The sequence below is a fragment of the Enterococcus sp. DIV0574 genome (genome assembly GCF_051711125.1).
In the GTDB taxonomy this organism is placed as follows: Bacteria; Bacillota; Bacilli; order Lactobacillales; family Enterococcaceae; genus Enterococcus_D; species Enterococcus_D gallinarum.
The window spans coordinates 2,313,933-2,332,244 of the sequence record NZ_JBIOMA010000001.1 but is presented as its reverse complement, the minus strand read 5'-3'; the positions used below and the strand labels follow the sequence as shown (position 1 = coordinate 2,332,244).

Below are 18,312 nucleotides of genomic sequence, written 5' to 3'. Positions count from 1 at the left end.
GCATATTCGTTCAAAATTGAAAATAGAGTTTTGTCAAATTGCACTAGACAATGCTGAGAAACATCGTTATACTGAATTCGTAAAATGATATATCAAATTTAGGACGGTGACCAAATGGCTTATCAAGAAATACCAAATTCAGTTGCAAACTTTATGCAGGAAATAACCGAACGTTGCGGAAGTGAACATGCGGATTGGGCAAAAAACTTCAATGCTGCTTTTGCTAACACATTGTTGACAACGGTCAAACGCCATGAAGATGGCACAACATTTCTACTGACAGGGGACATTCCGGCGATGTGGTTGCGAGACTCAACCGCGCAGGTACGGCCTTATTTAGTAATTGCCAAGGAAGATGAAGAGCTGGCAGCGATGATCAGCGGATTAGTCAAGAAGCAATTTTTTTATATCAATATCGACCCTTATGCCAATGCCTTTAATGAAGCAGCAAATGGCGCCGGGCATCAAAGCGATTTGACAGAGATGAATGATTGGATCTGGGAACGAAAATATGAGATCGATTCTTTGTGTTATCCCATTCAATTGGCGTACCTGTTGTATAAGAATACTGGCAGAACAGATCAGTTTAATGACGATTTTGTGAGCGGTATCAAAAAAGCCCTTCATGTTTTTGCCACGGAACAAAATCATCAAGAATCTCCTTATCGCTTTGAGAGAGAAACATGGCGTAAAGAAGATACCTTGATCAATGACGGGAAAGGAGCGCCTGTCGTACCAACTGGTATGACCTGGTCGGGATTTCGTCCCAGTGACGATGCATGTGCTTATGGTTATCTGGTTCCTTCGAATATGTTTGCTGTAGTGGTTTTAGGCTACATTGTTGAGATTTTTAGTTCTATCTTGAATGAACCAGAGATTGTTACTCAAGCAAAACAGCTCCAATCAGAGATCCAAGCAGGGATCGATGCGTTTGGCAAAACCACCAATCAAGCGGGTCAAACGATCTATGCCTATGAAGTCGATGGTCAAGGCAATGCCACTGTGATGGATGATAGCAACGTACCGAATTTGATTGCCGCCCCTTATTTAGGTTACGGATCAGATCAAGATGAAACCTATTTAGCCACACGCAAAACGTTGCTCAGTTCCGAAAATCCTTACTTCTATGAAGGAAAATATGCGAAGGGGATCGGAAGCTCTCATACACCAGAAAACTATGTGTGGCCGATCGCGATGGCAATGGAAGGCATGACGACACCAGATAAGGCGGAGAAAGAACGAATCCTCAATCAATTAGTTGCAACCGATGCTGGCACCCATTTGATGCATGAAGGATTCGATGTGGATGATCCGACGAAATATACCCGGGAATGGTTCTCATGGGCCAATATGATGTTTTGTGAGCTTGTCATGGATTACTTTGATATTCGAGTAGAAAAATAAGCATCTCCGGCAAAAACGAGAGGAGTTAGACAATGAAAAAACAAATTTATATCGTATCTCATAGTCATTGGGATCGTGAGTGGTATATGCCTTATGAGCAACACCATATGCGCTTGATTGAATTGATGGATGATCTATTGGAATTGTTTGAGAAAGATCCTGAGTTCCACAGTTTTCATTTAGATGGTCAGACCATTATCCTAGATGATTATTTGGAAGTTCGTCCGGAAAAGCGGGCAGCGGTCAAACGAGCAATCGATCAAGGAAAATTACAAATTGGTCCCTTTTATATTCTTCAAGATGACTTTTTGATTAGTTCAGAGTCCAATACCCGCAACATGTTGATTGGGATGGCTGAAAGCAAAAAATGGGGAACACCCGTCATGCTGGGCTATTTCCCGGATACATTCGGGAATATGGGCCAAACGCCGCAAATGATGAAGCAAGCCAACTTACACAGTGCAGCTTTTGGTCGAGGAGTTAAGCCAATCGGGTTTGATAACGAAGTTTTACCGGATGATCAGTTTACCTCCCAATACTCAGAAATGAATTGGCGAGGTCCAGATGGCAGTGAGATCTTTGGTCTACTTTTTGCCAACTGGTATTCCAATGGCAATGAGATTCCGGTTGATCGGGAAGAAGCACACCAGTTTTGGACTCAAAAATTGCAAGATGTTGAGAAATTTGGTTCGACAAATCATTACTTGATGATGAATGGGGTGGATCATCAGCCTGTCCAAAAAAATATCAGTGAAGCGATCCGCTTAGCGAATGAATTGTTCCCTGATTATGAATTCAAGCATGCTGGGTTCACAGAGTACCTTGCAGCAGTTCAAGCGGATTTGCCAGCAGACCTTGGGACCGTGAGCGGCGAATTGACAAGTCAAGAGACAGACGGCTGGTATACGCTAGCCAACACGGCCTCCTCGCGGGTTTATTTGAAACAATGGAATACGCGCGTCTCACGTCAATTGGAAAATGTGGCTGAACCATTAGCAACGATGGCGTATGAGGTAACGAAGAAGTATCCCCACGATGTGCTGGACCACGCTTGGAAGCTATTGATGCAAAATCATCCTCATGACAGTATTTGTGGCTGTTCGGTGGACGAAGTGCATCGGGAGATGATGCCGCGGTTTGAAAAAGCCAATGAAATCGGCAAATATGTCGCTGATGAAGCAGTAGCACAGTTGCTAAATGCCATCGATACTTCCGCTTTTCCAAAAGAAAGCCGACCATTTGTAGTTTTTAATACCTCAGGGACGACACGTTCGGGCATCGTTGAAGTGGAAGTAGAACTGATCCGGAAAACATTCCGAGAAGGGCTTCCTAGCCGGTTATATCAAGAGTTGCAGCAACAGCCTAAAGGTTCTTACCAAATCATTGATTCTGAAGGAAAGATCTTACCGGCAAAAATCAGCGAAGAAGAAGTGCTTTTTGACTATGAATTACCGAAAGACGCTTTTCGGATTCCTTTTATGAAGCGTTTTGTCAATGTACAAGTCCAAGTGTATCAAATGCCGGAATTTTCATGGCAGACCTTTGCACTGATTGAGGCTGACAAGCCACAAGTAGCATCTACGACAGAAAAAATCGTTTCAGCAGATGGTCGTGTTTTAGAAAACGCGTTTGTCCAAGCAACGATCACTTCAAACGGCAGTCTGACCATCAAAGAAAAAGCAACCGGGAAAGAATTGACGGATTTATTGGTTTTTGAAGATGTTGGCGATATCGGCAATGAGTATATTTTCAAACAACCTGAAGGGGACCGCGCCATTTACTCAACAGCTTTTCCTCATCAAATTGAGGTCATCGCAAATTCTGCTCTTTATGGCGTCGTTAAAGTAACGCAGATGATGCAAATTCCAGTATCGGCTGATGAGCAATTACTTGAAGAACAAAAAGCAGTCGTCGATTTCCGTTTCCGTAAAGCACAAAGGGCGCAACAAACAGTGCCATTTACCTTGGAAACAGAAATTCGCTTGGACTGCAACAGTAAACGAATCAGTTTTAAAACGACAGTGAACAACCAAAGCAAAGACCACCGGTTACGGGCGCTTTTCCCTACGGGTATCCATACGGATCAACATGAAGCTGATAGTATCTATGAAGCAGTTAGAAGGCCGAATAAAGTCTCTAGTCATTGGCAAAATCCGACAAATCCGCAGCATCAACACGCATTTGTTAATTTACATGAGGAAGATTTCGGCGTCACAGTTTCCAATACTGGTTTGAATGAATACGAGATCGTAGAAGACAAAATTTGTTTGACATTGTTACGATGCACAGGAGAACTTGGCGATTGGGGCTATTTCCCAACACCAGAAGCGCAATGTATCGGTAAGCATACATTTGAGTACGGGATTGAGTTGCATGCTCAAGCCAACGAACGCTACGAAACCTATCGACAAGCACAAGCAGCTCAAGTGCCTTGGATCGCCCGGCAAACAGCCATCCACTCAGGTCTATTAGAAAAACAGTCACAATTCGTGGAAGCCAATGGCGCTACAGTGGCGATCACGGCTCTTAAACGTCGTCGCCAAGATGACTTGCTCGTTCTAAGAGGGTACAATCTTGCCGATACAGCAACACCTTTTGTCGCGAAGAAAGAAAAGACAGATCGTTGCCTGCTTAATTTGTTGGAAGAAGAACAGCCTCAATCAGTCGGAGAAACACTGGCTGCTTATGAAATTCGCACAATCGGTTTGAAGGAGTGAAAAAGATGTTTTATGGTGCAATTGAAGCCGGTGGAACAAAAATGAATTGTGCGGTCGCTGATGAACGATCTATCATTGATGAGTGCTCACTACCTACGACGACACCAGAGGAAACGATGGCTGCTATTTTTGCTTTTTTTGATAAGTACACCTTAGCCACCATGGGGGTAGGATCATTTGGTCCGATTGGGATCGATCCTCAACAAGAAACGTATGGCAAAATCTTAGCAACACCCAAAAAAGGCTGGCAGCAGTTTGATTTTTTAGGGACTTTGAAAAAACGGTATCCCGCCACTCGTTTTGCCTGGACGACAGATGTCAATGCTGCGGCTTTTGGGGAACTGAAACAAGGTGCAGCACAAGGAATGCGCAGCTGCGTGTATCTAACTATTGGCACTGGTATTGGAGCTGGAATCGTAATCAATGAGGAAATCTTCCAAGGCGCAGGTCATCCGGAAGTTGGGCATACTTTTGTGAAACGGCATCCGCAGGACGATTATGTCGGCACCTGTCCCTATCACAAAGATTGTCTGGAAGGGTTAGCAGCTGGTCCCTCACTGGAAGCACGGACAGGTATCAAAGGACAACATTTGCCAAAAGATCATGAGATTTGGGATTTACAAGCCTTTTATATTGGGCAAGCACTTGTGAATATCACTTTGACAGTTGCCCCTGATCGAATTGTATTAGGAGGCGGAGTGATGAACCAACCGCATCTTTTGACGAAAATCCACGATCAGTTTACTGAGCAAATGGCTGGTTACATGGAAACACCGACAGTCACAGAATACATTGTTGCTTGGGGGCTGCCGAACAAAAGCGGCATTATTGGCAGTCTGTTATTAGGAAAAGAAGCCCAATAAAAAAAGTAAAACAAGCAGCAATACGTGCTGCTTGTTTTTTTGTGAAGAAAAATCGTCTTTTGATCGATGGGGAAAATCATACAAAAGATAATAGAAAAGACAAAATCTTTAATTTGTTTCTTTTTACCTTTAGTTTGTTCCTTAATTATTCACAATGAAAGCGTTATTCTTATAGCAGAAGGAGTTGATCAAATGTGAAGAAAAAGGGATTTTGGAAAAATGTGTGGCAATTTAAAGCACTTATCTTAATGGCACTTCCCGGTGTCATTTGGTTCATCTTTTTTTTCTATATTCCAGTATTTGTCAATGTCGTTGCATTCAAAGATTTTCGTCTTTCACCAGACGGATTTTTTGCCAGTCTGCAACAGAGCCCGTGGGTCGGGTTTGATAATTTCAAATTTTTATTTGCATCAAATGATGCTTGGCTGATCACTAGAAATACATTGCTTTACAATATCGTGTTTCTAGCATTCAATCTATTTTTTGCCATCGCCTTTGCGATCGTGATGAGTGAATTGCGGAACAAGCGATTGGTCAAAGTGTATCATACCATGTCATTGCTGCCTTATTTTCTTTCATGGGTAGTTATTTCCTATTTTGTCTATGCCTTTTTGAGCCCTGACAAGGGAATTATCAATCAATGGATCACCAACATGGGTGGTGAAGGAATCAACTGGTATGCCGATCCAAAATGGTGGCCATTTATCTTTGTGTTCATGAACGTCTGGAAGAGCTTGGGCTACAACAGTATCATTTATTACGCATCGGTGATGGGTATCGATCAAACCTATTATGAAGCAGCGATGGTGGACGGGGCCAATAAATGGCAGCAAATCAAAAACGTGACACTGCCGCAATTATTGCCGATGATCTCTGTCTTATTGATTTTGAATATTGGCGGGATCTTCCGGGCCGACTTTGGTCTATTCTACCAAGTTCCTCGCAACTCAGGTGCATTGTATCAAGTTTCTTCCGTTTTAGATACCTACATCTATAACGGCTTGACGGCCACAGGTGACTTTGGCATGACTGCTGCCGCCGGACTTTATCAATCCGTAGTGGGTATGTGCTTGCTCTTAGCTGCCAACTTAGTGGTACGTAAATTAGAACCAGATTCAGCATTATTCTAAGGAGGATGGACGAATGAAAAAGAAAGTAGCAAAGGTCGAAGTCCGTTCCTTTAATCCAACGGTCAACCTGATTTTCAATATTGTTTTGGCGCTATTTGCCTTTTCTTGTGTCTTACCATTTTTATTTGTAATTGCAATTTCTCTGACGAGTGAAACCTCGCTAGCTGAGAATGGCTACCGCTTTTGGCCCGGTGAATTTTCTTTTGCCGCCTATAGCTATCTCTTTAGTGGCGCCATGAGCAGTAAGATTTTTCAAGCATTTGGGATCTCCGTCTTTATCACCGTCTTCGGGACAGTCATCAATGCAACGATGACTTCATTGTATGCCTATGTGATTTCTCGTTCCAATTTCCCATTTCGGCGATTCTTTACGCTCTTTGCATTGGTAACGATGCTTTTTGCCCCAGGAATGGTAGCCAATTACCTAGTAATGGTTAATTTGATTCAATTAAAAGATACGATTTGGGCATTGATTTTACCGATTGCATTAGGTCCTTTCAATATTTTAGTGATGCGGACTTTCTTCAAGAAGACTGTGCCAGACAGTATTATTGAGTCAGCTCGGATCGATGGTGCCAGCGAAATGAAGATTTTCATCTCGATCGTCTTACCATTAGCGGTTCCAGGAATCGCTACGATCAGTTTATTTGCGGCACTTGGTTACTGGAATGATTGGTTCAATGCATTGTTATACATTCAAAAGGATTCACTAGTGCCGTTACAAGCACTATTGATGCGGATTCAATCGAACTTGGATTATTTAGCTAAAAGTACCGGTATGGCTGCTCAAGTTCAAGGTGGATTGGCCGCATTGCCAAACGAGACTGCTCGGATGGCAATCGTTGTAGTAGCAACATTGCCAATTGCCATTACTTACCCATTTTTCCAACGATATTTCGTGGGTGGCTTGACAATTGGCGGTGTCAAAGAATAATAAGGATATAGGAGGAAAACAAATGAAATCGTGGAAAAAAACAATGTTTGCAGGATTCGCTTCAGCAATGCTGTTGAGCTTAGCTGCTTGCGGGTCAAACGGGGAGTCGTCGGATTCTGATTCTAATAGTGCGGATGGCGTAACGACTTTGTTGATGTATCAAGTCGGGGACAAACCAGAGAACTTTGATCAATTGATGGAGATCGCCAACAAACGGATCGAGGAAAAAATCAATGCACGGATCGACCTACAGTACATCGGCTGGGGCGATTGGGATCAAAAAATGAGTACGATCATTTCTTCTGGCGAGAACTATGATATCTCTTTTGCATCTAATTTTGTGGCAAATGCCCAAAAAGGAGCATATGCGGATCTGACCGACCTCGCACCAAAATATGCTAAGGAAGCTTATGATCAATTAGATGAAGCATATATCAAAGGCAACACCATCGATGGGAAGCTGTATGCCTTTCCTGTTAATGGAAACGTGTATGCGCAACAAGTATTGACATTCAACAAACAATATCTCGATAAATACGACATTGATATCAGCAATATCAATTCTTATGCTGATGCAGAAGATGCCTTGAAAAAATTCCATGATAAGGAACCGAATATTGCCAGCTTCGCAATTGGTCAAACCTTCAACATTTCAGGGAACTATGACTATGTCATGGGGAAAGACTATCCATTTGCGGTCAAACTTGACGGAGACACTACAAAAATCATCAACCCATATGAAGATGACGAACAAATGGCAAACTTGAAATTGATGCACAAATGGTATAAAGAAGGATTGATCCCAACAGATGCCGCAACCAATACCACTGGCTATCCATTAGAAGGAAATACTTGGTTTATGCGTGAAGAAACCCAAGGACCAATGGATTACGGCGATACAATTTTGAACAATGCTGCCGGTCACGAATTGATTTCTCGTCCGCTTACCAAACAATTGAAATCAACAGGGCAAGCCCAAATGGCGAACTTTGTGGTGGCAAATGTTTCTAAAAACAAAGAAAAAGCTGTCGAATTCCTTGGTTTGTTAAACAGCGACCCTGAATTGTTGAATGGACTTGTCTGGGGTGTTGAAGGAGAAGCATGGGAAAAAGTGGAAGGGCAAGATAACAAAATCAAATTGTTGGATGGCTACAAACCAAACACTCACATGGCGGCATGGAATACTGGGAACAATATGATCTTGTATACGCAAGAATCGATCACTGATGAAATGATCAAAGAACGTGACGAAAACATTGCTAAAGCCGAAGAATCACCAATTTTAGGTTTCAACTTTAAAACAGATAGTGTGAAGACTGAAATCACCAACATCGCCAATGTGATGAATCGTTACAAAGCAAGTCTAGCAACAGGGACCATTGATCCAGAAGAAAATGTGCCAAAACTAGTGGAAGAATTGAAAACAGCTGGTTGGGACAAAGTTCGTGATGAAATGCAAAAACAATTCGACGAATACCGTGAATCTGGAAAATAATTAGTTAAAATAAGCGGAGCAACTGCGCGTAGGAGCAGATGAGGAGTAGCCGATGAATGATTTCGTCACTCCTCATTTGTTGTACATAATAGAATAAGATAGAATAAGCGGCGATAAGCGACAGAAAAAGTAAAGACTCGCATTTTGAGAAGTGACAAAAAAACGCTATAATAAAACGGGCAAATACCAAGAGGGGATGAGGAAGAATGAAAGAGACAACAAGTGGAGGATTAGTGAAGGCTTTTCGTCTGATTTGGGCGGTCATTAAACTGAATCTTTTCTTCGTATTGTTTACAATGATGGGCGCAGTTTTGTTTGGGGTTGGTCCGGCATTTCAAACCATCAGTGATTTGATCGAAGAAGAGGGGTTATCTTACGAGGACCAAACGTTTAGGAAGGCCTTTCGCTGTTGGAAGCAAAACTTTTGGCGAGCCAACGCCCGTTTTTATTTATTTTTCGGTTTGTTGGCGATCGCAGCGTATAATTTGTATCTCTCCAGTCAGATCCAAGGACTACTGTGGCTGATGATCGACTTTTTGCTAGTAGTAGTAAGTGGTCTCTTGGTTTTACTGTATTTGTATAGTTTATTGTTTGAATCAATTTATGAAACCTCTTTATTGAATACGATCAAACTGGCATTTGTCAGTTTATTTCTAAATTTTGGCACCTTCGCTAAAGTCATTTTTGGTCTCGTATGTATTTTGGTGTTTACTTGGAGCATGAAAGGATTGTTTTTATTTGGTACCTTCAGTTTGATCTTATTATGGGTCCATTCTGCTTCCCGGAAAGACCGTGCATTGATCGATGGAAAACTGCAATATGAATAAACGAATCTTAGCCCTTTTCAAGCGTGACTTCCTGATCAATCAATTGATGCAGCTTTATAGTGCCTTGTTGATTCTGATTTCGATTTTGATCATGTTAGGGTTGAGTGTCTATACGGGTGTGGATCGGTTTCGGATGAGTAATCGACTCGTCGATGCAACAAGCACGTATTTAGATACATATATCCAAGAGCGTAATACGATTGTTTCTGAAGTATTAGGAGAATTCACCAGTTCGGATGCCACCTTTGAATCATTACGCAACTATTTACAGTTATCGATCGCCGATTATTTTTCCTATAGTAATGATATGTTTCGACAATCAGGACAAAATATTTATCTACCAAATATCCTTTACCGTTTGATCAGCAGTCATCCTGACATTGAAGAAATCATTGTTCAATTGGATGAAAGCAAAGAATATTTAGTTGCTACACCAGACAGACCTTACGGAGAGAAACTGCGGGGCGACCAGATCCAATTGAAAAATCGCCTATATTTTGCGCGGTCGATCGCACAACCGAGTAATTTTGCGCAACCAATGGGACAAGTGTTTGTGGTATTTAATGAAGAAAACGTATTAGCTAATCGTAGTGATGAAAATAGAGAACACGGTATCAAAAGTTTCATATACACAAGCAGTGGACAGCGTCTCTATAAAGATGCACCGAATCTGAATCAGGCGATGATCGACAAAATCGATCAAGCAATGGCCAATAATCAAAAAGAGATCGTGCCGAAATTGTCCCATGATTTTTACATAAAAAAACAAGGGAATATCAACGGAGAAATCACGCTGGTTTTACTAGATAAGCAAGTGATTTGGCGGGATGTCCTAAATTATACATTGTTGATTTTTGGTTGCGGTACGCTGATTCTTTTTGTGCTGCTATTGATTTTGCATCGTACGTTCAAGCGTTACACCCAGCAGGTCAAACAGATCGTTCAAGCAACCCAAAAAGTCAGTCACGGAGATTTTAATGAGCGTATTGATACCACGGGGGTTCAACAAGAATTAAAAACAATCGCCGAGGCGATCAATCAAATGACAGGCAGTATCAATGACTACATTGAGGACATCTATACCCTGGAAATCAAACAGCGGGATGCGGATATGCGGGCATTGCAGGCTCAGATCAATCCTCATTTCTTATACAATACACTCGAATACATTCGGATGTACGCATTGAGCCGCCAGCAGGAAGAATTAGCGGATGTCGTATACGCTTTTTCGGCACTTTTGCGCAACAATACGACACAGGAAAAGATCAAAACATTGGCAGAAGAAGTGACGTTTTGTGAGAAATACGTTTACTTGTATCAAATGAGGTATCCGGATAAAATCGCCTATCACGTAACTATCGAAGAAGACCTGAAACATCTGCTCTTGCCTAAGTTCACTTTGCAACCTTTAGTAGAAAATTATTTTGTGCATGGAATCGACTATCAGCGAAATGATAATGCCATCAGTATCAAAGCCTTCCGACAAAATGGCAAGATTCTTTTGCAAGTACGGGACAACGGAAAAGGAGCAGATCCAGAGCAATTAGCGATGATCCGCCAAGAGCTTGCAGATGATCGAGTCGTCGTACAAACATCCATAGGCATGAAAAATGTTCATGAACGATTAAGGGGGATGTTTGGCGATCATTATCAGATGGAAGTTGAATCTGAAAAAAATCACGGATTCAAGATTTCCATTGCGATCGATGAGGAGATGTTGAATGATGAGTTTATATAAAGCCATGTTTGTGGACGATGAGTACATGATTCTAGAAGGCCTAAAGATGATCATTCCTTGGCAAGAATTAGGCTTTGAAGTCGTTCACACAGCTAAAAGCGCTTCTGAAGCGTTGGAATATTTAGAAACACAAGCCATTGATCTACTGATCACTGATATTCGCATGCCGGAAATGAATGGGATTGATATGATCGCTAAAGCACAGGCAAAAGGCAATACCTTTTTTTCCATCATCTTATCTGGTTACCAAGAATTTGCATTTGTGAAGCAAGGCATGCAGTTAGGAGTCCGAAATTATCTCGTTAAGCCAGTCAACAAGGTCGAACTCTATGAAAGTGTGCAGGCAATTGCGGAGGAACTGGCACATCAGCAACGAATCGATGAACAAAATGACTTGTATCGAGAATCCAGCTTGTTGCTTTGGCTGAATGATGAATTAAATGAAAGTGAGTACCACTTATTATTGGAACAGTCCACACAACCCATCCATCCGCCTTATACGATTCTACAGCTGACAGGGACACCTGAAATCTTAGAAAATGGGTTTCGTTTTTTTGTCGAAAAAGAACAGCCATTGCTACTGCCAGGACGATTGGGAGAGAATCAGGTGCTGATCGTTTTTTATGGTGAACGTCAACGTCTCTGGTGTCTGCTCAAAGAACTGTCAGCGATTCTAGCAGGGGATTGGCAATTGGTGGTCAGTGAAACGATCAATGAATGGGAAAACTTATACAAAGGGTATGAGAAAATCAAGCAAGTCCAATCACTGCAGACCTTTTACCCGGATTTGCTGCTTAATGAACAAATCATTCAAGTCGATATCTTAGACCGCAACGAAGCGCTACCTTTTCTCTCTTTCAATAAAGCATTGACGATCGGGGATACAAAAACCGTTCAAGATGAATTAGACAAAATCTTTTCAAGTCTCGAGGGGATGCAGGCTGACCCTGAGCATGTCCGTTACGTAGCCTTTCTATTATTCAATGATATTTACCGCCAGTTCCCTGTTTTGACTAGAGAAAATTATGATCGCATCATCACTCGGATTCGAGCATCGAATACGATCCAGGTACTGCGGCAACTCTTCAACGAGATTTTGCAGTTGGCCAAAGACCAGCCTCAGCAAAAGCGTTATTCTGAGATTGTTCAAAAAGCGGTTGGCATGATTGAAGAGCACTATACGCAAGAGCTGACGGTTAAATCGGCTGCCGAAGCTCTGCATGTTAGTGTAGTCTATCTGGGACAAGTGTTCAAAAAAGAAACGGAATTAAGCTTTAATCAATACGTCAATTTTATTCGGATCAAAAAAGCTCAGCAGCTTCTGCTGCATACGGGACAAACAATTAATGAGATTGCCGATGCGATCGGATACAATAATACGAATTATTTTTCAAAGATGTTCAAGAAATTGAATGGTCTGACGCCAAAAGAATTTCGAGAGAAGTATGAGCAAAGTTACGAATCACTGGATTGACCGCTTGAAGGGTTTTTTAGACAGATAAAAGAAATAGTAGTAATCTCTGAAACGGCAAGGTACACTAAGAGAGTCTAGAAAACTAAATTGGAAAAGAGAGTGATGTCGTGAAAAAAATTTGGCAAATCTTGTTAGGTACGTGTTTGATTGCGTTAGCAATTTCATTGCTGATCACTGCCCATCAGGGGTATGATACGATCAGTACATTTTTGCTGGGAATCTTGAATTATGTGTCTGTTCCGTTTTGGATCGCCAGTCTATGTTTTAATCTGGTCGTCTTATTGATCGTAGCTATTTTCGATCGCCAGGAGCTTGGAATCGGCAGTTATATCAATGGGATCGGTCTTGGTTTGCTGATTGGGATTTTTGAGCCGGTTATGGATAAGATTTTTGTTCATTTGCCATTCTATTCTTGGTTGGCGATTTTCATCGCCCCCATCTTGTTCGGCGTTGGGGCAGGGATCTATGTCTCTTCAAATCAAGGATCAGCAGCATTAGAAGCACTAACTGCGCTGATTTATAAACGTACAAAGCTGACCCAAAAGACGATCCGGATCGGCTTGGATGCAGCGATGGTCTTGATTGGCTTTGGTTTGGGTGCCAATGTCGGTATCGGTACATTGCTCTGTATCATCTTTATTGGACCAATTTTTGAAGCCACAGTCAAAATGCTGGCAGCACATTCCAACTAATCTGCTGTCTCGGAAAAGCGCAAGTATAATCCTTTTCGGACAACTTATTCAAAATAAAAGAACTGTTGGACAGAATTAGTACAACGACCAAGGATCTTCAGCCAGTAGAGATCTTCAATCGTTGTGTTTCAAAAAAAAAACGATATTTCCAGATTGCTGAAATCGGCAGGGGAGATTCGTTTTTTTTTATGATACTAGCACTTATCACCACTAGCTTTATTGAGATCTGACTTGCAATACCAGTAGGGAGCATTTTTCAACTGATAATACACCAAAAAAGAGAACATACTCTAGCAATTTGAATAGCATTTTCCATGGCGATTGTGAAAGTTCTCTTGCTATACTAAACAAATCTGGAGGAGGTAAAAATGAAAAATTATCAACGAACGATCATTGCTTGCTTTGCTGGGTATATTGTTCAAGCAATCATCAATAACTTTGCACCTTTATTATTTTTGACATTTCAAACACAGTATCAGATTCCGCTAAGTCAAATCACGCTTTTGGTTACATTTAATTTTCTAACGCAGCTGGGTGTGGACTTTGCAGCGATCTTTTTTGTCGATCGGATTGGTTATCGTATCTCGATTGTCGCGGCGCATTTTTTTGCGGCTGTAGGATTGATTGGGTTGGCTGTTTTTCCACTTATCTTTCCGACCCCTTTTACCGGTTTATTGACGGCAGTCTTCCTCTATGCAATTGGTGGCGGACTTCTGGAAGTATTAGTGAGCCCAATCGTCGAAGCTTGTCCAACCCCGAATAAAGAAAAAACCATGAGTATGCTGCATTCGTTTTATTGTTGGGGATATGTTGGGGTCGTCTTAGTCTCAACACTCTTTTTCTTTGTCTTCGGTATTGCTCGTTGGCCATTTCTTACATTGATCTGGGCTATTTTGCCGCTGGTCAATTTGGTTGTTTTTACTCAAGTTCCATTAGCACCAATCGTAGCAGAAGGCGAAGTAGGACTGAAGAATCGTGAACTGTTCTCATTGAAAAGCTTTTGGCTGTTTCTAGTCATGATGGTCTGTGCCGGGGCAAGTGAACAATCAGTTAGTCAATGGGCATCCACTTTTGCAGAGCAAGGACTTGGTGTGTCCAAAACGGTCGGTGATCTTGCGGGTCCAATGTTGTTTGCGATCATGATGGGACTTGCTCGTCTGTATTATGGGAAATTTGGCGAACGTATCGATCTACGGAAATTTATGTTTGCAAGCTTATTGCTATGCTTGGTGGCGTATTTGCTGATCGGGTTATCAAGTGTCCCAATTCTAGGCTTTATCGGTTGTGGATTGAGTGGATTTGCTGTCGGTATATTGTGGCCGGGAATTTTTAGTTTAACGACAAAATACATTCGTAATGGAGGTACAGCAATGTTTGCTTACCTAGCCTTAGCGGGTGATTTAGGTTGTTCATTGGGACCTTCATTGGTCGGTTTGTTGGCAGAAGGCAGCGACAAAGGTTTGCAGCAAGGAATTTTGGGAGCGGGGATCTTTCCTTTGATCTTGTTGCTTGCAGTTTTCTTAGTGAAACGAATGCACCAAAGGCGTACACAAGTTTTGGTTTCAACAGTAAATAAATAAAAGGGATAGCTGTTGAAAAGCAGCTGTTTTTTTGTGGTCCAAACGAATCACTCTAGCCAACAAAGCATCTATCCGCTATACTTTGATTTAGTCAAAAAAAGGAGCGTGAGTATTTGAAGAGTCAACTAAAGAAAGAAATCACTTTTTTCGGAGCACTTTCGACAGTCATGGGAACTGTGATTGGAGCCGGGGTGTTCTTTAAAGCGGCTGCAGTGGTCCAACATACGCAATCCTCTGGCTTAACATTGCTTGTGTGGTTGATTGCGGGCTGTTTGACGATCTGTGGCGGACTAACGGTAGCGGAGCTAGCAACAGCAATACCAGAAACTGGTGGTCCTATTCGCTACATTGAACGAATTTACGGGAAATTGCCTTCTTTCTTGCTAGGATGGGCTCAAAGCATTATTTATTTCCCTGCCAATATAGCAGCGTTGAGTATTATTTTTGCCACTCAGTGTTTGAATCTGTTTCATTTGCCCGCAAGTTATCTCTTGCCGCTATCGTTGATCACCGGTACCAGTGTTAGTTTGATCAATCTATTAGGGACAAAAACCGCCGCAGGCGTACAGTCATTTACATTATCAATCAAATTGATTCCCATCGCATTGATCGTTTTAGTGGGATTGATGACACCAGGACGAGTGTCAGTCTCGGTAATCAATTTTTCTACAACAAGTGATGGTTCGATCATCGCAGGAATCAGCAGTGCATTACTAGCGACTCTCTTCGCTTATGATGGCTGGTTAGGTGTTGGAAATATTGCTGGTGAAATGAAGCGGCCGGAAAAGGATCTTCCGAAAGCGATTATCTTTGGATTAAGTTTTGTAACCTTGGTTTATCTCCTGATCAATCTTGTTTTCTTGAAAACATTGCCCTTAGAACAGATTGCTGGAAACTTAAATAGTGCTTCAGAAACCGCATTGCAGTTATTTGGTGATTTTGGGGGCAAACTAGTGACGATTGGTATTTTGATTTCAGTTTATGGCGCACTCAATGGGTATACGATGACCGGATTGCGGGTGCCTTATGCCATGGCACTCGAGAATGAAGTTCCATTCAGTTCGACCTTTGTTAAATTAACAAATAAAACCAAGGCTCCTTATGCGGCGGTTTTTTTCCAATTAGCAATTGCGTGTTTAATGATGTTGTTGGGTAGTTTTGATCTCTTAACGGATATGTTGATTTTTGTGATGTGGTTTTTTAGTGTGTTATTGTTTGTAGGTGTGATCTTGTTAAGAAAAAAAGCACCTGAGCTCAATCGTCCATACAAGGTTCCGTTGTACCCGATCACACCGATCATTGCTCTTTTAGGGGGCGGATTCATTTTAATAATGACGATACTTACGGCCCCTGTGCTTGCATTGATCGGTATTTTGATCACCTGTTTAGGGATTCCAGTCTTTTATTTCCAACAGAGAGGAGCAAAAAAATGAAAATTGTTGTTTTAGACGGCTATGCGTTGAATCCAGGAGATTTAGATTGGCAGCCATTAGCTGGATTAGGGGAAATCACGATTTATGATCGCACTTCCTATACAGATACGAAGGAGATCATTGAGCGAATCGGCAAAGCAACGGCTGTTTTTACGAACAAAACGCCCCTTACAAAGGAAATACTACAAGCATGCCCTAACATCGATTATATCGGCGTGTTGGCAACTGGCTACAATGTTGTGGATTTACAAGCTGCAGCATCTCAAGGGATTACCGTCACAAATATTCCCAGCTATAGTACGAATTCAGTAGCGCAAGCTACATTTGCTTTATTACTTGAGGTAACGAATCAAGTAGGGCGGCACAACCAATCCGTCCATCAAGGAGATTGGCAAAACAGTCCCGATTTCTCTTATTGGCAAACGCCACTGACTGAAATTGCCAACAAGACGATCGGTTTGATCGGCTATGGTGCGATTGCTCAGGCAGTCGCTGAAATTGCTCATGCGTTTCAAATGAAGGTCATCTATTACAATCATCGACCAAAAACGCCGCAGGCTGAATGGGCAGAACAAGTTTCGTTGGAGAGACTCTTTCAACAAGCAGATGTGATCAGTCTCCATGTACCGCAATTTCCCGATACTGAAAGGATGATTGACGCCCGTGCATTGTCTCAAATGAAAAAGGATGTTATCTTGATCAACACTGCTCGCGGTGGATTACTAGATGAACAAGCGGTAGCAGAAGCGTTGTCAGCTGGACAAGTTGCTGCTCTGGCAGCTGATGTTGTTTCGAAAGAACCAATCACGGCTGACAATCCATTGTTGCATGCGCCTAACTGCTATTTGACGCCGCATATTGCGTGGGCACCATTAGAGACCCGGCAACGATTGCTAGCTATCGCTGTCTCAAATTATAAGCATTTCTTAGAGAATCAACCAGTCAACGTAGTATCTGAGTAGTGACGAGTATATTGCCGACAATTGGTACTCCAGGTTGATTCTTCATCACAAATTTTGAAAAAAACAGCGAATGCTGATTAGAAAGTTTTCTTTTAAAAAGTTTCCCTCAAAGGAGTGGAAACTTTTTTTGTTTGGTCACACTAAAAGTAACGGCGAATGAATAAAACGATCTGCTAGGGGCAAGGAAGTTGAAGGGACACTTTATTTTTTCTTATTGGATTTTATTTGTGTAAAAAATCCCTTGCATTCAACAGGAGAATCGGTATAATTGGAAATAAGTTAGGCATACCTAAAAAATAAATAAACGATACTTTAACATAGATGTAAAGGAGCGCAAACTATGATCACATTTTCAAAAATTTCCGCCAGCTATGATGGGAAAAATCAAGCTGTCTCTGGAGTATCTTTCTGTGTTGATAAGCCGGCCATTGTAGGGATCATCGGACCGAATGGTGCGGGAAAATCTACCTTCATCAAAGCTGCACTGCAGCTGATCCCTTCTGAAGGACATGTCACATCGAATGGAATGGCACTCAATAAGTTCCAAAAAAAGATAGCCTACGTGGAACAAAAGACTGCAGTCGATTATACATTTCCGATTACAGTAAAAGAAGTGGTGTCATTAGGACTCTATCCGCAGCTTTCTCTGTTTCAACGAATAACGGCCAAAGATTGGCAGAAAGTCGCCGTTGCATTGGAGTCTGTCCAAATGGCTGACTTTGCTGAACGGCAGATCGGCGAACTATCTGGCGGTCAGTTCCAAAGAGTATTGATCGCTCGCACATTACTGCAAGAAGCGGAATTCATTTTTTTAGATGAACCATTTGTAGGAATCGATGCGATGAGTGAAGCAATTATTGTAGGACTTCTGCGTGAATTTCGCCAACAAGGAAAGACAATTTTTATTGTTCATCATGATTTAGGCAAAGTGACTGAATACTTCGATGAACTAGTGATGATGAATCAGCATTTAATCGCATATGGTCCGACGACGACTGTTTTTACTGAAACAAATTTGAAAGAAACATTCGGCGATACGATCATCGTGAAAGGAGGGGCTTAA

The 18,312-nt window shown here is 41.8% G+C and carries 14 protein-coding genes; all 14 read left to right on the top strand.

The features are described 5' to 3' along the window. Positions 1-114: 114 nt before the first annotated feature. Positions 115-1,404 (top strand): glycoside hydrolase family 125 protein, encoded by a 1,290-nt coding sequence (locus IGJ45_RS11200; protein WP_349703878.1) that lies wholly within the window; start codon positions 115-117, stop codon positions 1,402-1,404. Positions 1,405-1,436: 32 nt separating this feature from the next. Then, positions 1,437-4,121, top strand: a complete 2,685-nt coding sequence (locus IGJ45_RS11195; RefSeq protein WP_409531505.1) for an alpha-mannosidase — start codon at positions 1,437-1,439, stop codon at positions 4,119-4,121. Between the two features lie 5 nt (positions 4,122-4,126). Beyond that, positions 4,127-4,984: an ROK family protein gene (locus IGJ45_RS11190; protein ID WP_005470873.1), complete on the top strand. Its 858-nt coding sequence runs from the start codon at positions 4,127-4,129 to the stop codon at positions 4,982-4,984. A 248-nt stretch (positions 4,985-5,232) separates the two neighbouring features. After that, positions 5,233-6,114: an ABC transporter permease gene (locus IGJ45_RS11185; RefSeq protein ID WP_086269301.1), complete on the top strand. Its 882-nt coding sequence runs from the start codon at positions 5,233-5,235 to the stop codon at positions 6,112-6,114. A 13-nt stretch (positions 6,115-6,127) separates the two neighbouring features. Next, positions 6,128-7,048, top strand: a complete 921-nt coding sequence (locus tag IGJ45_RS11180; RefSeq protein WP_003125954.1) for a carbohydrate ABC transporter permease — start codon at positions 6,128-6,130, stop codon at positions 7,046-7,048. 22 nt (positions 7,049-7,070) lie between these two features. Beyond that, positions 7,071-8,543 (top strand): ABC transporter substrate-binding protein, encoded by a 1,473-nt coding sequence (locus IGJ45_RS11175; protein ID WP_349703876.1) that lies wholly within the window; start codon positions 7,071-7,073, stop codon positions 8,541-8,543. A gap of 206 nt (positions 8,544-8,749) precedes the next feature. After that, positions 8,750-9,370: a YesL family protein gene (locus IGJ45_RS11170; RefSeq protein WP_349703875.1), complete on the top strand. Its 621-nt coding sequence runs from the start codon at positions 8,750-8,752 to the stop codon at positions 9,368-9,370. After that, complete coding sequence (locus IGJ45_RS11165) at positions 9,363-11,108, top strand: sensor histidine kinase (protein ID WP_003125959.1); 1,746 nt, start codon at positions 9,363-9,365, stop codon at positions 11,106-11,108. Before IGJ45_RS11170 ends, IGJ45_RS11165 begins: the two co-directional genes overlap by 8 nt. Beyond that, positions 11,092-12,582 carry a response regulator transcription factor gene (locus IGJ45_RS11160; RefSeq protein WP_349703874.1) on the top strand — a complete coding sequence of 497 codons (1,491 nt, stop codon included), beginning with the start codon at positions 11,092-11,094 and terminating at the stop codon, positions 12,580-12,582. Before IGJ45_RS11165 ends, IGJ45_RS11160 begins: the two co-directional genes overlap by 17 nt. 107 nt (positions 12,583-12,689) lie before the next feature. After that, positions 12,690-13,274, top strand: a complete 585-nt coding sequence (locus tag IGJ45_RS11155) for a YczE/YyaS/YitT family protein (RefSeq protein WP_003125961.1) — start codon at positions 12,690-12,692, stop codon at positions 13,272-13,274. A 368-nt stretch (positions 13,275-13,642) separates the two neighbouring features. Continuing rightward, positions 13,643-14,854 carry an MFS transporter gene (locus IGJ45_RS11150; RefSeq protein WP_029486566.1) on the top strand — a complete coding sequence of 404 codons (1,212 nt, stop codon included), beginning with the start codon at positions 13,643-13,645 and terminating at the stop codon, positions 14,852-14,854. Positions 14,855-14,967: 113 nt separating this feature from the next. Beyond that, positions 14,968-16,287: an APC family permease gene (locus tag IGJ45_RS11145; RefSeq protein WP_081131484.1), complete on the top strand. Its 1,320-nt coding sequence runs from the start codon at positions 14,968-14,970 to the stop codon at positions 16,285-16,287. Further along, positions 16,284-17,249, top strand: a complete 966-nt coding sequence (locus IGJ45_RS11140) for a D-2-hydroxyacid dehydrogenase (RefSeq protein ID WP_096710677.1) — start codon at positions 16,284-16,286, stop codon at positions 17,247-17,249. Before IGJ45_RS11145 ends, IGJ45_RS11140 begins: the two co-directional genes overlap by 4 nt. A 340-nt stretch (positions 17,250-17,589) precedes the next feature. After that, positions 17,590-18,312, top strand: coding sequence for a metal ABC transporter ATP-binding protein (locus IGJ45_RS11135; protein WP_208774894.1), 723 nt, complete (start codon positions 17,590-17,592; stop codon positions 18,310-18,312).